Annotated in this window: 12 protein-coding genes; 5 read left to right on the top strand and 7 right to left on the bottom strand. The window is 51.7% G+C overall.

Features of this window, described 5'->3' with window-relative positions; all coding sequences use genetic code 11:
• Positions 1-94: 94 nt before the first annotated feature.
• From AC6CHM_RS05835 to AC6CHM_RS05820, 4 genes are all read right to left on the bottom strand, one after another.
• A complete protein-coding gene (locus tag AC6CHM_RS05835; RefSeq protein WP_115052627.1) occupies positions 95-1,039 on the bottom strand; it encodes a lysylphosphatidylglycerol synthase domain-containing protein in 945 nt (314 codons plus the stop codon).
• A gap of 42 nt (positions 1,040-1,081) precedes the next feature.
• Positions 1,082-2,845, bottom strand: a complete 1,764-nt coding sequence (gene ybaL / locus AC6CHM_RS05830) for a YbaL family putative K(+) efflux transporter (protein ID WP_115052628.1) — start codon at positions 2,843-2,845, stop codon at positions 1,082-1,084.
• 186 nt (positions 2,846-3,031) lie between these two features.
• Positions 3,032-5,566 (bottom strand): protein translocase subunit SecD, encoded by a 2,535-nt coding sequence (secD, locus tag AC6CHM_RS05825; protein ID WP_115052629.1) that lies wholly within the window; start codon positions 5,564-5,566, stop codon positions 3,032-3,034.
• Positions 5,567-5,658: 92 nt separating this feature from the next.
• A complete protein-coding gene (locus AC6CHM_RS05820) occupies positions 5,659-6,084 on the bottom strand; it encodes a hypothetical protein (RefSeq protein ID WP_307286033.1) in 426 nt (141 codons plus the stop codon).
• A gap of 195 nt (positions 6,085-6,279) precedes the next feature.
• Between AC6CHM_RS05820 and AC6CHM_RS05815 the strand changes: the two genes are divergently transcribed.
• The 4 genes from AC6CHM_RS05815 to AC6CHM_RS05800 all read left to right on the top strand — a co-directional run bounded on the left by AC6CHM_RS05815 (position 6,280) and on the right by AC6CHM_RS05800 (position 10,853).
• Positions 6,280-6,987 carry a 2OG-Fe(II) oxygenase gene (locus tag AC6CHM_RS05815; RefSeq protein WP_498172352.1) on the top strand — a complete coding sequence of 236 codons (708 nt, stop codon included), beginning with the start codon at positions 6,280-6,282 and terminating at the stop codon, positions 6,985-6,987.
• A 65-nt stretch (positions 6,988-7,052) separates the two neighbouring features.
• Positions 7,053-8,285, top strand: coding sequence for a urate hydroxylase PuuD (locus AC6CHM_RS05810; protein ID WP_336439824.1), 1,233 nt, complete (start codon positions 7,053-7,055; stop codon positions 8,283-8,285).
• Positions 8,278-9,585, top strand: coding sequence for a guanine deaminase (gene guaD / locus AC6CHM_RS05805; protein WP_498172350.1), 1,308 nt, complete (start codon positions 8,278-8,280; stop codon positions 9,583-9,585). Before AC6CHM_RS05810 ends, guaD begins: the two co-directional genes overlap by 8 nt.
• 56 nt (positions 9,586-9,641) lie before the next feature.
• Complete coding sequence (locus AC6CHM_RS05800; protein WP_498172348.1) at positions 9,642-10,853, top strand: NAD(P)/FAD-dependent oxidoreductase; 1,212 nt, start codon at positions 9,642-9,644, stop codon at positions 10,851-10,853.
• Positions 10,854-10,855: 2 nt separating this feature from the next.
• On the opposite strand, the gene AC6CHM_RS05795 is transcribed toward AC6CHM_RS05800, so the two are convergent.
• Genes AC6CHM_RS05795 through AC6CHM_RS05785 form a run of 3 tightly spaced genes read right to left on the bottom strand, consistent with a single transcriptional unit; the run spans position 10,856 to position 14,698 of the window.
• On the bottom strand, positions 10,856-11,443 hold the full coding sequence (locus AC6CHM_RS05795; RefSeq protein WP_115052635.1) for a sarcosine oxidase subunit gamma family protein: 588 nt from the start codon (positions 11,441-11,443) through the stop codon (positions 10,856-10,858).
• Positions 11,436-14,423, bottom strand: coding sequence for a sarcosine oxidase subunit alpha family protein (locus AC6CHM_RS05790; protein WP_498172346.1), 2,988 nt, complete (start codon positions 14,421-14,423; stop codon positions 11,436-11,438). Before AC6CHM_RS05790 ends, AC6CHM_RS05795 begins: the two co-directional genes overlap by 8 nt.
• On the bottom strand, positions 14,423-14,698 hold the full coding sequence (locus AC6CHM_RS05785; protein ID WP_498172345.1) for a sarcosine oxidase subunit delta: 276 nt from the start codon (positions 14,696-14,698) through the stop codon (positions 14,423-14,425). The genes AC6CHM_RS05790 and AC6CHM_RS05785 overlap by 1 nt, the downstream gene beginning before the upstream one ends.
• A gap of 234 nt (positions 14,699-14,932) precedes the next feature.
• Here AC6CHM_RS05785 and AC6CHM_RS05780 point away from each other — a divergent pair, with 234 nt between their 5' ends.
• On the top strand, positions 14,933-17,422 hold the full coding sequence (locus tag AC6CHM_RS05780) for a mechanosensitive ion channel family protein (protein ID WP_498172344.1): 2,490 nt from the start codon (positions 14,933-14,935) through the stop codon (positions 17,420-17,422).
• Positions 17,423-17,478 lie beyond the last annotated feature (56 nt).

Genomic DNA, 17,478 nt, shown 5'->3' with positions numbered 1-17,478 from the left:
GCGCTGTGCTCTTAAAGAAACTGCGCACCAATTTGTGGCTTATCTGGAAAATATTTCCTACGTGAAATCGCTCAACCTGAAAATGGTCCGATGTTCATTCTTCTTTCTTATACCAGCGCAGGAGCAATTGCGAACGTTCGAAGACGAGCACAACCACCAGCGAAAGAGCAAATGGAATCAACAAGTAGAACAGACGGAATATGATGAGAGCAGCAAGCACGTCGGCTTGATTCATGTCCGGGAGGCCCGTCAGAAAGACGAGTTCAAGCACGCCTAATCCGCCCGGTGCATGCGATATCAGTGCGGCAGAAAAGGATACAAGAAATATGCCAAGGATAATCATAAATCCGGGATTACCGGCTTCTGGCAATGTGAAATAAATAATTGCAGCCGCGCCGATGAGCTCCAGTGGTCCTACGATTAATTGTTGCGCGACAACAGTCAGCCGGGGATATTCAAGGGTAAACTGGCGAATGCGTAGCGGCTTAAAGTGCAGCCAGCTGCCGAAAGCGTAAAGCAAGATAAGTGACAGCGAACCAAGACCGAGAATATAACTTAGTGAAAGCGGTAATTCCGAATTGAACCGCTGTAGAATTTCCGGCTCAATCAGAAGCACGATGGCGCTCAAACTCATAACGCCAACTAGAAAAGTGAATGAGCAAAAGGCAATCAGGAGCGCTATTTCCGGCCCGCTCATCCCTTGCGAGGAATAAGCGCGGTACCGGACGACCGCGCCCGAAAGCACGGAAGCACCTATATTATGGGATAGGGCGTAGGTCGTGAACGAACAAAGGGCTATAAACACCCATGAAATCTTGCGGCGAAGGTGCAAAAGCGCGATGCGGTCGTAACCAGCAAGGGCGGCATAGGCCACTAGCGACGCTAGAGCAGCCAGTACCCAACGATGCATCGATATAGCTTTAAGGCTGTCGACCACATCATCCAGCGAAATACTACGCAACTCCTTGTAAAGAAGCCATGCAGATATGCCGACTGCGGCCAACCCTACGACCGGCCAAATGTAATCTTTAAGTTTCATTGTCTTTCCTGCCCGGCCTTCGTAATCATCATTCTTTTAGTTTTAGGTTTCGGTCAGTGGTCCCTCTGGCTTTGGCTCATCCAAACTCAGTATATGCGAAACAATTCCTCGCGCTATCTCGCGTTCTCCCATGATCACGGCGTCAGCGCCCAGATCCTGCAAATGCTGAACCTCCGCATCGGAATGAGCGCGGGCAAGTATGCTGATAACTGGATTGGCGGCGCGGGCTTTGACTACGATTTGTCCTGCCTCGAACGCATTCGGGATAGCGAGAATAAGCTGCCGTGCACCGGCTAGATTGGCAGCAGCGAGAATATCACCGTTTGCAGCATTCCCGACGATTGTTTCAATGTTATCGTCCCGCAATTTGGCAACTGTCTTGTCGGCGTCTTCTATAACAAGGAATGGCTTTCCGACCTCTTTCAGCGCATCTCCGACCAGACTGCCAACTCGCCCATAACCAACCAGCACAGCGTGGTCGGTAAGCAATGTGGGACGAATTTCCTCTACATCCGTTTCGTCTGCTTTCGGAGTATCCGCCTCCGCCGCCGGTTCTGTAGCTGCGGGCGCTCGCTTTTCTAACCAAGGTTTTACATAGGTTACCCCTGCAAAAACCAACGGATTCACGAGAATTGAAAGAATGGCGCCGCCAAGAATGAGGTCGCGCCCTTCCTCTGGAAGCATGCCCAGACCGACACCGAGTTCCGCCAGAATAAAGGAGAATTCGCCAATCTGGGCGAGACTGGCAGAGATGATAAGCGCAGTTCCGGTTGGATAGCCAAATGCAAGCACGATGAAGAAGGCAGCCAGCGATTTGCCTATGACAATGATCGCCAGCGTTGCAAGAAGCGGCAGGGGGTCGTTTATAATTGTCATCGGATCGAACAGCATACCGACCGAAACAAAGAACAAAACCGCGAAAGCATCGCGTAGCGGCAGCGATTCTTCAGCGGCCCGGTGGCTCAATTCAGACTCGCTCATGATCATGCCGGCGAAGAACGCACCCAGTGCAAACGATACGCCAAAGAGTTTTGCTGCGCCAAAAGCCACGCCAAGCGCAATTGCTAAAACTGCAAGCCGGAAAAGTTCGCGTGAGCCGGTGTGGGCAATGGCATGGAGGGTCCACGGAATAACGCGACGGCCCACAATCAGCATAACGGCAACGAACGCCGCAACTTTACCGAGTGTCAGGGCGATCACGCCGCCAATACCGAGATTGAAATAGGCTGCTATGGGATCGCTATTGGCGTGAATTGGCCCGCTGGGCGTGTCGCCGCCATTAAGTGCACCAGCAATTGCAGGCAGCAGAACAAGCGCCAACACCATGGCGAGATCTTCAACGATAAGCCAGCCGACAGCAATGCGACCGCGTTCTGTCTCAATGAGCCGGCGCTCTTGCATTGCGCGAAGGAGAACAACAGTACTGGCAACAGATAGGGCCAGACCAAAAACAAATCCGGCTTGAAGGCTCCATCCGAGAATCCAGGCAAGTCCCAGTCCGAGAAGCGTTGCAGCCAGAATTTGGACAATGGCACCGGGAATGGCGATCGCTCGCACGGAAAGAAGATCTTTAAGAGAGAAGTGCAGCCCGACACCGAACATCAACAGAATAACGCCGATTTCGGCGAGTTCGGCTGCCAAATCTTGATCGGCAACAAAACCGGGAGTGTGTGAACCAGCGAGAACACCGGCAACAAGGTAACCGACAAGGGGAGGGATACGCAGACGGTTGGCAATCGCACCGAAAATAAAGGCTAGTACAAGGCCTATGACGATGGTCGCAATCAGCGGCGTTTCATGAGGCATATGTCGGCTTCTCCCCCTTGAGGTTTGTTAATGGAAGACACTCGTATCAATTGATTGATCGTTGTTTGTAACAGTATTGCCTACCGGGTCCGGCTTGCAAACCGTTTTCGTTGTTTTGCGGCGCAGGAAAGACGATTTTTTCCATGCGCCGCAAATATTTAGCGACAAATATTAAATTGCGCGCTTTCAGCCTTGGGTGACTGCCTTGTCAGTAGAACCGATGCGATGGGCATGGTTCTTTTCCCACCATGTCCCGAGAAGGAGCAAGATTGGCGCTGCGATAAACAGCGACGAACTCGTTGCGATAATGACGCCAAACAACATAGGGAGCGCGAAGTTCTCTACTGCTTTTCCGCCCCAGATTGCCATTGGCAGCATGGCGAGGAAGACGGTCAAGGACGTGTAGATACAACGCGCCAAGGTCTGGTTGATCGACAGATCAATGATCTGGCGCAGAGGCATCTTTTTGTGGATTCGCAAATTTTCGCGCATTCGATCATAGACGACCACCTTATCGTTCACGGAATAACCGATAATCGTCAACAATGCCGCGATGGCTGTTAGGTTGAAATCGAGACCCAACAGGGCAAAGAAGCCGACTGTTTTCGTTGTGTCGAGGATCAGGGTCGCAATGGCGCCCAAGGCAAAGTGCCATTCAAAACGCCACCAAATGTAAAGCAGCATTGCAAGGCTGGCGAGAACAACCGCGATAATACCTGAACGCGCCAGTTCTCCACTGACTTTCGGTCCAACAACTTCGGAACGCTCAATCTTTACACCCGGATCAAGCTCTTCAACAGCAGCTTTGACCTTTGTTACAGCTGCAGTCTGCGCCTCTTCGCCACCTTCCTGACGCTGCACGCGGATCAGGACCTGGCTATCGCCGCCAGCTTGCTGCAATGCGACTTCACCGAGTCCCAATCCTTCCAGCTTTTCGCGCATCGAAGCGAGTTCCGCTGGTTTGGATGTGGTGACTTCGACCTGGATACCACCCTTGAAGTCGATACCATAATTGAGGCCGGGATGGATAAACAGAATGATGGATGCGATGGAGAGAAAGATAGAAACACCAATGCCGAAGAATCGAGCATTCATGAAAGAGATATTGGTGTTTTCTGGCACAAGCTTGAACAGGTGCTCGATGTGAATTGTCTTCATCTTGCGGCGGCGAACGATAGCCATCGTGATGATGCGAACCACCGTAACCGCTGTGAACATGGACACGAGCGCGCCAATGATCATTGTAATTGCAAAACCGCGTACAGGCCCGGTGCCGAAAAGGAACAGGAGGAAGGTTGCGATAAGATGCGTGGCATTGGCATCAATAATGGTCGAATAGGCAAGCTTAAAGCCACGATCCACTGCGGCCATCGCGCCTATGCCTTTGCGCGCCTCCTCGCGGATACGCTCGTTGATAAGGATGTTTGCGTCGACCGCAAAGCCGATACCAAGGATGATAGCGGCGATGCCGGGGAGTGTAAGCGTTGCGCCGATCAAACTCAGAATTCCGAATGTCAGAATAACATTCAGTGCAAGAGCAAAATTGGCGATCAGACCCCAGCCACTGTAAAGAATGAAGATAAAGCCGACGACAAGCGCAAAGCCAATCAAACCGGTCAAAAGGCCCATTTTGATGACGTCGCCGCCAAGATCCGGACCAACAGTTCGTTCTTCAATGACGGTCAGAGGTGCAGGCAGAGCGCCTGCGCGAAGAAGAGCGGCAGTAGTAACAGTGTCCTGAACGGTGAAATTGCCGGTTATTTGGCCTGAACCGCCGGTGATCGGTACCTGAATGACAGGCGCTGTCAGGACTTTCCCGTCAAGTACAATCGCGAAGGGACGGCCGACATTCTGGCTTGTTATCTCGGCAAATTGACGGGCACCAATATTGTCAAACCGAAAGGATATGATCGGCTGGTTGGTCTGCTGATCAAAAGCGGCGCGTGCGTCCGTGAGGCGTTCACCGCTAAGTGCAACGCGATCTTCGACGGGATAAGTCACGCCCGGCTCTTTAGCGTCAGGAAGAATGGAAACGCCCGGGGGAGGTGCTTCCCCTGTGTTGCGGTCGGCAACCATATGGAACGTCATTTTGGCAGTGCTGCCGAGCAGCGCGCGCAATTGGCTTGGATCCTGTAGCCCTGGAAGCTGGACAACGATACGGTCTGAACCGACGCGTTGGATGGATGGTTCGGCAACGCCGACCTGGTCAACACGTCGACGAACGATCTCCAAGCTCTGGGTCAGCGCATTGTCGAGCTTGTCCTTCATGCCCGCATCAGTAAGCGTAAGGCGGATTTGGTTGTCATTGGTTGCTATATCAATATCGCTAACCGGCGCCGCAAATCCGATCTGCGCAACCTGTGTCGTCAGCTCGCGAAGTGCTGTCGTCGCGGCATCACGTTGCGCAGGATCGGTGATTGTAACGACAACGCTGTCGCCAGCGATCCGAACAGATTGTGGTTGAATTTTTGCTGTGCGCAAACGACCGCGGGCATCATCCAGGATGGAACGAATGCGATCCTTTTTCAGCGCGGCAGCGTCGACTTCCAGGACAAGATAGGAGCCGCCGCGAAGATCGAGACCGAGCGCAACCTGTTTTTTAGGAAGCCAGTTCGGCATCGCATCAAGCTGTGCCTTGGTGAACATATTAGGGAAGGCAAGAACAATGCCCGCAAGGATAATAAAAATATAGGTCCAAAGAACCCATCTAGAAGTGCGCATATCTGTGTTCCATTACGAAAAGCGGGGCACGCTGCCTTGACTGACGGCTGCCGGAATTTGGTTCATCATTTCCCTGATGAGAAACGGAGATATCAAGCGGTGAGCGGCGGCGCTCTAGCGCTGAAAAATGAATGATAATCCAGTATTCGACTGGACCCAAGCTGTTCTGGCTCTGCCACAACTTTTTGAACTATAACGAGTTGCGATTCTCCGGGCAAAAGTCCGTCTTGTGATCCGGCGTCAGCGTGCAATCCGCTTTTTATCTTCAGATGCAGCGTTTCGAGAGCAACGACCCGCAACGGTCGCTGGGCTGGCACGGATGAGCTATCAACTTCACGAGCGATTCGTGTCGTGTTCTTTATGGGGGTGCGAATATCCGTTGATGAGATATTTGCATCGCGATCGACCACACAGCCAGCACCAAATGTCGCGCTAAGAGTGGAGAGAATCCAGAAAATAGAAATCAGGAGCGGAGCAGTGCCGCGTGTTCCCGTCTTCCTATTTCCAAACAAATTCATGGTTTATCCCGTAACAACAGAGCGGGGTGCAAAGCACCTCGCTGCGTCCTTCTTTATGAAGTCTGACTCCCCGAGTCACTTAAAATCGTCGTGTAATGTGTAAATGCCAGCAAAATATGGCGTTCAGCAGGAAACGGGTGGAAGAATATCCACAATGCGGCACGCTGCTCCCGGATAAGAACTGAGGAGATTTACGTGTTACATAAATTAGATACTTCCAAAATAAACTGGGCCGCGGCCGAAACTGAACTCGATGATTTCGGCTGCGCGCTGCTGCCCGGTCTGCTGTCTCAGGCAGAAACTCGACAGATCGCAATCGCATATAAAGATGATAACCAGTTCCGGAAGCGCATTGTCATGGCGCGACATGGCTTTGGGCGTGGCGAGTATAAATATTACAACTACCCGCTACCGGATGTCATCCAGGAACTGCGCTCCACGCTTTATCCACCGTTGGCAAAAATCGCAAATCGTTGGAACGAATGGATGGGCATCGACATTCGCTATCCCGATCAGCACAAGGCCTTTGTTGAAAGATGCCATGCGGCTGGGCAAGACCGCCCCACGCCACTTCTTCTGCAATATCGCGAAGGCGACTATAATTGCATGCATCAGGATATTTATGGTGAACACACTTTTCCGCTACAGGTTGCGATTCTATTGTCACAACCTTGGGATGATTTCAGCGGAGGCGAGTTCGTTCTGACCGAGCAGCACCCACGGATGCAATCGCGTGCTGAAGTCGTTTCTCTTAAACAGGGCGATGCGGTGATCTTTCCGGTCAGTCAACGCCCGGTGAAAGGCTCGCGAGGATATTACCGCGTGAATATGCGTCACGGCGTAAGCCGTTTGCGTTGGGGACAGCGGAATACGTTAGGGATTATTTTCCACGATTCCCGATAGCCGGACCAGTTGCATCGGCTCGCGAACGACCGCATTGTAGCGCGGTATGGACGTGTGGGGTGTCGATGGATTATCTGATTTTCTGGGAATGGCTCAGTTTTGCTGCCCGTTGGCTACATGTGATCACAGCCATTGCGTGGATAGGGTCGTCATTCTATTTCATTGCTCTTGATCTTGGTCTGCGACGCCACGCCAATCTGCCCCAAGGGGTAAATGGTGAAGAATGGCAGGTCCATGGCGGTGGCTTCTATCACATTCAAAAGTACATGGTCGCGCCGCCCAATATGCCTGAGCATCTGATCTGGTTCAAATGGGAATCCTATGCCACTTGGCTCTCCGGATTTACATTGCTTTGCATCGTTTATTATGCGGGTGCCGATCTTTATTTGATAGATCCCAATGTCTTGGATGTGTCGACGCCCGTCGCGATTTTAATATCCCTTGTTTCGCTTTTTATCGGCTGGCTGATTTATGATCTGCTGTGCCGTTCTCCGCTTGCCTCCAACGATACCGCACTGATGATCGTTCTTTATGGGGTGATCGTTTTTATGGCTTGGGGTTACACGCATCTCTTTACCGGACGGGCTGCTTTTCTGCATCTCGGCGCTTTCACCGCGACAATTATGTCAGGCAATGTTTTCCTGTTGATTATCCCTAATCAGAAAATCGTTGTTGCTGATCTCATCGCTGGAAAGACACCTGATCCAAAGCTTGGGAAACAAGCAAAACAGCGATCAACACACAATAATTATCTGACGCTCCCAGTCATTTTCCTGATGCTGTCCAATCACTACCCCCTTGCGCATTCCACGCAGTTTAATTGGGTTATTGCCGCGCTGATCTTCATCATGGGTGTTCTTATCCGGCATTATTTCAATTCCAAACATGCGGGAAAGGGCAATCCGCATTGGACGTGGCTTGCAACAACCATTCTTTTCATAATTGTCATCTGGCTGTCGACTGTGCCCAAAGTGCTGACTGGAGAGGAAAAGGTTTCTCGCGCTGCTCAACCATTTCTTGCAGCACGTAATTTCGAGCACGTTCGGGATACTGTCATGGGACGTTGTTCAATGTGCCATGCCGCAGAGCCGTCTTGGGAAGGTATTATGCTGCCCCCAAAGGGCGTGCGCCTCGACACAGCCGAACTGATCGCGACCCATGCCAACGAGATTTACATTCAGGCCGGGGTGAGCCATGCAATGCCTCCCGGTAATCTGACCCGGATAACCGATGATGAACGTGCGCAAATCGTTGCGTGGTATCGTGATGGAACATTGAGAAAACCGGCAAATGACTGAAATATTGCTCCGCGGACGGGTCCTGACTTTCCACGATGAACCTTTGGAAGGCGAAGCCAGCACGGATACGTACGCATATATAGAAGACGGTGGTCTGCTGATACGAAATGGCAAAATAGTTGCACTGGACGACTATTCAGCTTTGCGGGCAGGCGAGGGACGAAATGTCGAAGTCGTAGACCATCACCCGCATCTTATCGTGCCAGGTTTTATTGATTGCCATATTCATTATCCCCAGATGCAGGTGATAGGATCCTATGCCGGGGCATTATTAGAATGGCTCGATAAATATACCTTTGTCGAGGAGCAAAAATTTGCAAATCAAGGACATCCGGAACGAATAGCCTCCGCTTTTTTTGATGAGCTAATCCGGCATGGGACGACGACTGCCGCCGCCTATTGTTCTGTGCATAAAGCGTCCGTCCAAGCCTTCTTTACTGAGGCGCATAAGCGCAATATGCGTATGGTCGCGGGCAAGGTGATGATGGATCGCAATGCGCCATCAGGTCTGCTGGATACGCCGCAGTCGGGTTATGACGAGACCAAGGCTCTGATCAATGAGTGGCATGGGAAGGGTCGTCAGCTTTACGCTATAACGCCACGGTTCGCACCGACATCGACACCCGAACAGCTCGAGATGAGTGGCGCGCTGGTGCGTGAATTTCCTCAACTGCACGTGCAGACACATCTGTGCGAAAATACGGCTGAGATCGCTTTCGTTGCAGAGCTCTTCCCCTGGAGCCGTGATTATACCCATGTTTACGAACATTACGGGTTGCTTGGTCCCAAGACATTGCTTGGTCACTGCATTCATCTGACCGATGCCGAGATTGGTGCCATCGCCAATAGCAAATCAGTTGCAGTCTTCTGCCCAACCTCGAATCTCTTTATTGGTAGCGGGCTTTTCGATCTTGGCCGATTGAAAAAATCAAATGTCCGGAATGCACTCGCCACGGACGTTGGAGGAGGTACATCCTATTCGATGCTACGCACAATGGATGAGGGCTATAAGATACTAAACATCCAAGGGCAGCGGTATCATCCGCTCAGATCCTTCTATCAGGCGACGCTTGGCAACGCTCGTGCTTTATCTTTGGACGGTGTTATCGGATCATTCAAACCTGGTGCGGAGGCTGATTGCGTTGTTCTTGACGCACGCGCCACATCCGCCATGCGCGTGCGGATGGAGACGATAGAGACGTTGGTCGAAGAGCTGATGTTGTTGCAAACGATGGGTGACGACAGAAGTGTTGCAGAAGTCTACGTAACAGGAAAAGCATCCAAAAGCACGTTGACCTAGGAACGAAGCTTGGTGTCGGACGTTTCGAACGAGCACTGCATTGTTCGGGAATTTTCATGACAACACAGCATCGGCGTTTGAGAACCGGCCAGCCAATCTGGTTGGGTAAACCCGCAACAGGCGTGAAATTTGATGCTTTAATGGATGATATCAGTGTCGATATCGCCGTTGTCGGTGCGGGGATAAGCGGTGCACTTATAGCCGAGAATCTTACGGAGGCTGGCTATAGTGTGGCAATTTTCGATCGTCGCAAACCAGTGATGGGTTCGACACCGGCGAGCACAGCCTTGTTACAATTCGAGATTGATATGCCGTTGCATAAATTGGCAAAGCGCATCGGCCTAAATAACGCCGAACGCGCATGGCGATGCTCGAAACTGGCGGTCGATGCGATGCGAGAGCGAACTCGAAATTTGGGCATTTCGTGTGAAATGAAGAATAGGGATTCGCTTTACATCGCTGGTGATGTGCTGGATGCGAAGGGGCTGCATCGGGAATTTCTTGCCCGCCAGCGAGCAGGTATTGAGACGACATTCCTCCCCCAAGCTAACCTTCAGACAAGATTTGGAATAGACCGTGAGGCAGCACTTATGAGCTTTGATAATATCGAGGCTAACCCCCGTAAGCTTGCCCTTGGCTACTTGAAAAAGGCAATTGATAGGGGAGCTCACATTTATGCTCCTGTTGAAGTGGCAAATGTTGAGCCAAGATCGCGCGATGTTCTGGCGACAACCGTTGAAGGTCGGAAAATCCGCTGCAAATATCTTGTATCAGCGACCGGCTATGAACTACCCGCGCACATACCAAAAAAAGGACACCGTATTATTTCGACATGGGCACTTGCGACTGTGCCGCAACCTGAAAGGCTATGGCCAGAACGCTGCCTCATTTGGGAGGCTTCCGATCCCTATCTTTACATGCGGACGACGCAGGACGGGCGAGTTATAGTTGGGGGTGAAGATGAGGAATTCGAAGACGAGAGAAAACGTGATGCCAAGCTCTCATCCAAAACTCATACTCTATTGACTAAACTCAAAAAGATGTTCCCCAAATCAATAGCCGAAGCCGATTACGCTTGGACAGGAAGTTTTGGCTCAAGCACTACCGGATTGCCCTTTATTGGCGCAATTCCCGGAATGGATCGATGCTATGCAGTTCTCGGATATGGCGGTAACGGCATCACATTTTCCATGGTTGCATCACAGGTCATCCGCGGGCTGATAAGCGGAGATGGTCACCCCGACGAAGATGTCTTTGCATTCAAATAAGACTATTCCACACGATAGCCGACCTCTTCGGCTGCGTGCCCAAGGGTTAACCAGAAGGAACGCGCAAAAGAGCGGAAAACGTAAAGATCAAAACTATTTTCGTCTATACGTTGGATCAGAGTATGAATGTCGTGATGTAATGTTGCCCGGCCGGTTCCAACAGGAAAAGCATGTTCGGAGAAATCCAGTGCAAACAGCTTGGCTAGCACCCATTCCACGCGCGATCCGCTTATACGAATAACCGTACGCCCATGCGTTAACGCAACGATTGTTCCAAGATCGGTCGAAATGGCAGCGCGTAATCGCTGCTCAAGATCTGGAGTTGCTCCCGTAACCATGAAACGTCCTGGCGCAAAACCAAAAACAGATTTTTCGCCAGCAACCCGGCCATGCCCGGGCTTATTTTGAACGATAACACCGGTCGCACTGCCAATTGCCGTTAAAACCGTTGGAATGGTGTTGTTCCAGGCGGTCACCTGAATGAGAGAAATGTTGGTCCGCTCATGCAATGTTATGCCAACGCCGCCGGCAGCATTGCCATGATCTCCCGGGATAAACGTGACCCCAAGCGGTGATTGAAGATCAACCATGCATCCGACTCCCATCCTTGTCGAACATGTGGTGGCTCACGATCTCGACCGCGCCGTGCTTGTCGCGCAGGAGATCGGTAGCGAAGGCTCGTTTTCCGATCATCGATGTTCCATGTTTGACCAGTGCTAATGCGATGTATTTGCCCAATGCCGGCGAATAACACGCAGCCGTTACGTGACCGAAGCTGTCGGCGGGTTCGCGGGGTGTCTTATCTGACACAATGTGACTACCCCCGTTGATTGATTGATTATCGAGCGAAATAAGACCGACAAGTGATAACCGATGCTCGTCTTTCAGGCCGGGTCGATTAATCATGGCCGAGCCAATATAGGTTTTTTTCTTTGAGAGCATCCAGCCAAGATGAAGATCATGTGCTGTGGTTCGCCCATCGATCTCCGCGCCCGTCACGTGACCCTTTTCGATACGCAATGTTCCAAGTGCTTCCAATCCATAGGGGACAATGTCGAATTGTTTACCCGCAGCTATAAGCGCCTCCCAAATACGCGTTCCATGCCCAGCGCCAGAATAGACTTCGTAAGCCAGTTCCCCAGAGAACGACAGACGGCAGATCATCACCGGAATATCGGCAATGCGACCATGAACAATACCCATAAATGGCAAGGCCGTATTGTCCACTTTGGTTCCGGTAACGCATGTTTCGAGCACGGAACGCGATTTGGGGCCTGAAATAGCGGCTCCAGCCCAAACGTCGGTTACGGATGTGAGATGGACACGCAGTTCCGGCCATACGCAGTCGAGATAATATTCCAGATGTTGCATGACCGGACCGGCATTGGCCGTCGTGGTTGTCATCAAAAATTGGGTTTCGCCAAGACGCCATGTGGTGCCGTCATCAAAAACGATACCATCCTCACGTAGCATGAGACCGTAGCGCGCCTTTCCGACAGGAAGCGTCGAGAACATATTGGTATAAACACGGTCGAGAAATTCCGCCGCGTCGGGCCCCTGAATATCGATCTTGCCCAATGTAGATACATCGACAATGCCAACGCCCTCACGCACGGCGCGGGCTTCGCGCGTATATGCCTGCTCAATGGTTTCGCCGTGGCTACCATAGATCATGGGACGATGCCAAAGGCCGGCTTCGTAGGTCTTGGCGCCATTCGAGATGTGCCAATCATGCATTGGAGTCAGCCGATGGGGGCGCAGATCACCATAGCGCTCTCCAGCGATGGCGCCCATGGACACAGGCGTAAATGGCGCACGAAATCTCGTAGTGCCAGCATCAGGAATTGAGATGCCGCGAATGTCGGCCATGATGGCAAGGCCGGGCACATTTGAAGTCTTGCCCTGATCTGTTGCCATGCCAAGAGTGGTATAGCGTTTGAGATGCTCAACCGAATGAAAACCTTCGCGATAGGCGAGGCGAATATCACTTGCGGTTACGTCATGCTGGAAATCGACAAAAGCTTTCTGGGATTTTCCTGCTGGTTCGATCTCAAAGACGGGTGCAGGAGAACTATCCAGCATGGGTGCCTCCACACTCGGCAGAACAAGTCTGCTTTTGGCCGAGCCTTTGGTGGCCGCATCTGAAAGAACGCTGATTGTATCCATATAGCCAGCAGCTGACCCGGTGACGACCCAGTTCTGGTTGGGTTCTGGCGCGAGGAAAGCTTGTAAATCCTCATCCCACTCGGGTTTTCCACCGGCTTGGCTAGCAAGGTGAATGACCGGCGACCACCCACCGGATACACCCAGACAGTCAGTTTTTATCTCCCGCGGAGCACCAGATATCCGTCCTGTCGCCATATTGAAATGCTGGACAGTTATAGCGCTTAAGGATTTTCCAGCATAGGTGCCGGTGACGGCCGATCCGAGCAGCAATTCAGCACCGAGAATATTGGCAATATCCCTGCAAGCGCCAGATATGTCGGGACGGACGTCGACAATAGTGGTTACTGCAATGCCAGCCAGTGACAATGTTCGCGCTGCGTCATAAGCGCTGTCATTATTGGTGAAGAAGGCAACGTTCTTTCCCGCCGCCACGCCATACTCGACAGCAAAGCGGCGTACAGCGTCGGCCAGCATGACTCCGGGACAATCATTGCCGGGGAAAACGATTGGACGTTCGAACGCGCCTGTTGCGAGAATGGTTTTACCCGCGCGAATTACCCAATGACGTTGGCGCGGTTGTCCCTTGGTTCGGTTTGGCTTGTGATCAGAAACGCGCTGGACAGCTGTTAAAACGTTTCCGTCATAATATCCCCAGACAGAGGTGCGGGTCAGAAAGCGAACGTTCGGGAGATTTGCAAGAGCCTCGGCTTTTTCGCGTGCCCAAACTGCCGGATTACGTCCGTCAATGATTTCGCCGGAAGCTAATAGAGAGCCACCAGCGACAGGTCGCTCTTCCGCAATAATAACCCGTGCTCCGGTTGCGGCTGCGGCTTCAGCGGCGATAAGGCCTGCGGGGCCGCTCCCTACTACAAGCACATCGCAAAATGCATTCATTCGCTCGTAGCGGTCTGGATCAGCGGCGATGCCTGCTTTTCCAAGCCCCGCCGCGCGCCGGATAAACCGTTCGCAAAACATCCAGAAGCGAGTGCTTTTCAACGGGCCAATCGCCGGGCCCATAAAGGTTTTATAGTAGAAACCTGCTGAGAGAAGCGAGCCTGCCAGCTGGTTGACGGCCATCAGATCATGTTCAAGCGACGGAAAACGGTTCTGGCTTTGAACGGCAAGGCCATCAAAAATTTCCAGCTCGGTGGCTCGCACATTCGGCTCGCGAACATCGCCTGAAATGATTGTGACCAGCGCATTAGGTTCATCACTGCCTGCTGCAAGTAAGCCGCGCGGACGATGATATTTGAAAGAGCGTCCAAAAAGCGTGACGCCATTGGCAAGCAATGCCGAAGCGAGTGTGTCACCTGGATGGCCGCTATAGGCCCTGCCGTCGAATGTAAATCCAACGGATTTAGCGCGCTCAATCTGCCCGCCATTTGGAAGTCGCGAACTTGTCATCACTGATCTCCCGCTTGTTTACTGTCGCGAGCAAAGCCAACCGATGAAATCGAATGGGTCGACATATCGCGGGTAACGACCAGATGCTGACGGCAACCGCCCGTATGCAGCCAGAATTCGCGATGGGATTTTGCGGGATTGGAACGATCGTAAATATAAGCATTCCATAGGTTTTGGTCTGTCGAACTTGGATCAGGCCTCTTGCGGGTCGCGTCGCCCTGATAGGTAAACTCAATAACGTCGCGCGGACCACAATAGGGGCATTTGATAATCATTGTTTCATGTCCGATAAGCGAATCGCTGGAGTTATTATTATGATGGTGGCGTGAATCGCGTACAAACAGAAGACAGGATATGTAGGCTTTTGCAAAGACGCGAACCGCGGTTTTAACAATATGCTATTGTCAGCCGGGTACAATCATCAGTATAGCGGCGATGACTGTCATGGAACCGACCCCGTTTTTCTTGATCACGCCTTGATTGTGCCGAGAAGAGGGGGCAAGTCGACAATGAAACTCCCCCTGCATGGATTTGAACCTGTGATTTCTTCATTTCGGCAAATTATTCTCGCCTTCGCAATGCTTCTGGCCGTCGCCTTACAAACACATTCGACGTGGGCCCAGACTGCTGAGCAGCCAGTCGCCGCTGCTAGTTCTGGCATTGTTGCCGAACAGCGTCCCCTCATCGATGATCTAAAAAAGCAGATCTCCGGTTATCAGCAGAAATTCAAGGACAAAGCAGATGCAGATGCTGCACTGGCCGATCTACGTCTTGACTTGGAAGCGACGGCAAAAAAGCTTCTCGAGATCGGCGTATCATTTCGTCCTCGATTGACTGAAATCAACTCGCGTTTGGAACAATTGGGTCAGCCTCCCGCACAAGGGCAACCGGCCGAGGCGCAGATTGTCACTGACGAGCGGACAAGACTGACAACCGAAAAAGCGGAAATCAATGCTGTTCTTGGAGAAACCGAGGATCAGTTGATCGCCGTTAACAAAATGGTTGATGCTATCAGCGATGCCAGGCGGGAGCTGTTTGCGAACACACTGTCTCAACGCGTCGATATAAATTATTCGCTGGGGAGCGAAGTGGCGGAAGCTTACGGCCGCGAACTGCAAACGATGAACCAGCGCATATCATCATGGTGGCGCTTTGTTATCGCATTCAAATGGCAATCCATGCTGGCGGCGGCAGCAATGGCTGCCGTAACAGCATTGGTGCTGTTGATTGGCGGGCAGCGAGTCTTGGGTCATCTTTATTTGCGCGATGCAACGGTTGAGGCTCCCTCATATCTTAGCCGGTTGGCAGTGGCATTCTGGTCAACCCTTATGCGCTCGCTCACCGTTGTGGTTTTCCTTGCCACCACCTATTTCTTTCTCGACTATTTCAATGTCCTCAGAGAAGATATTGCTTCTCTTTTCTACACTTTATTCAGCGTTATCGGGATCGTCTATTTTGTTCACGCCTTGGCGCAGGCGGTTATCTGTCCGGGCGCGCCCAATTGGCGGCTTGTGCGGGTTGCTCCTCGGCCCGGTCGCATATTGATGGTTCTCATTACGGTAACCGCCACCATCACGGGCTTGGATTATCTGGCGGACACAATTAACCAGATCGCAACATCGCCTTTGTCACTGACAGTGGCCAAAAGCCTCTTTGCCACAATATTGGTTGGTCTTCTCATCTTTTCGATCGCCTTGCTAAAACCGCTGGAAGATCAGGAAACGGGTAAGGTCAAGCCATGGCCTAAGACCATAAGCTACTCGCTATACATTATCGCATTATTGCCGGTTGTTGCTGCCCTGCTTGGTTATATCGGGCTTGCGCGCTTTGTTTCGCAACAAGTCGTTATAAATGGTGCAGTCGTTGTTACAATGTATCTCGGTTTTCTGACCGCTCGGGCCGTGTCAGACGAAAATGCTCTGTCAAGCACAGTGTTTGGTAGGGCTATTCAAACCCGTTTTGGTATGGATGAAACAACGCTGGACCAGCTTGGGCTTGCAGCCAGTATTGTTATTTATGTGTTTGTCCTCCTGTTGGGCATACCGGTTATATTGCTGTTGTGGGGCTTCCAGTGGAGCGAAATGACGGCTTGGTTCCTCAATGTCGCCACTGGCTTTCAGATCGGATCAGTCAACATCTCGCTTGTGGCGATTGCCATAGGCATTTTGCTGTTTGCAATGTTCTATGCCTTCACGCGTTGGTTTCAGGGATGGCTCGATACAAAAGTCATGGCGCGTGGCAAGCTCGATTCCGGCGTGCGCAATTCCATCCGCACCGCAGTTGGTTATCTGGGCCTGGGTATAGCAGGTGTAATTGGTATTTCAGCCGCTGGTATCAATCTATCAAGTCTCGCTCTGGTTGCTGGTGGTCTATCACTGGGTATCGGTTTTGGTATGCAGGCGATCGTGTCCAACTTCGTTTCCGGTCTTATCCTTCTGGCCGAGCGTCCGTTCAAAGTAGGAGACTGGATCGAAACGGCCGGCGTTGGCGGTATTGTGAAGAAGATCAGCGTGCGCGCAACCGAGGTGGAAACCTTCCAGCGCCAGTCAATAATTATCCCGAACTCTTCGTTTATTAACGGCAATGTCGGCAACTGGACCCATCGCAACAAATTGGGCCGTGTCGAAATTTCGGTTGGCGTTTCCTACAAGTCGGACCCTAAACGCGTTTATGATGTGTTGATGGAAATCGCACGGGCACAACCTCTCGTGCTCAAAAACCCCGAACCGTTCGTAGCCTTCAAGGCACTAACATCTTCTACGATGGATTTTGAACTGCGCGTTCATCTTGCCGATCTGTCAAACTCCGGCACCGTTCAGAACGATATCCGGTTCGCGATGATTGATCGTTTTGCCGAGGAGGGGATAGAAATTCCCTACCCGGCACGGGACGTGAAGCTTAATCTGGAAGAGGCAGATGTTCTGATTGAAGCATTGACCAGCAGGATCAAGGCCGAGATCACGTCTGAGGGCAAGAAGCCGAAACCCAAACCTGTTTAGACCTTGGCAGAATGAAGGCAAAATAACGGAGTGTTCAGTTGCCGTTCAGTTTGTTG

The organism is Phyllobacterium sp. GQ127, from assembly GCF_059758635.1.
This window is presented reverse-complemented; position numbering and strand designations above follow the sequence as displayed.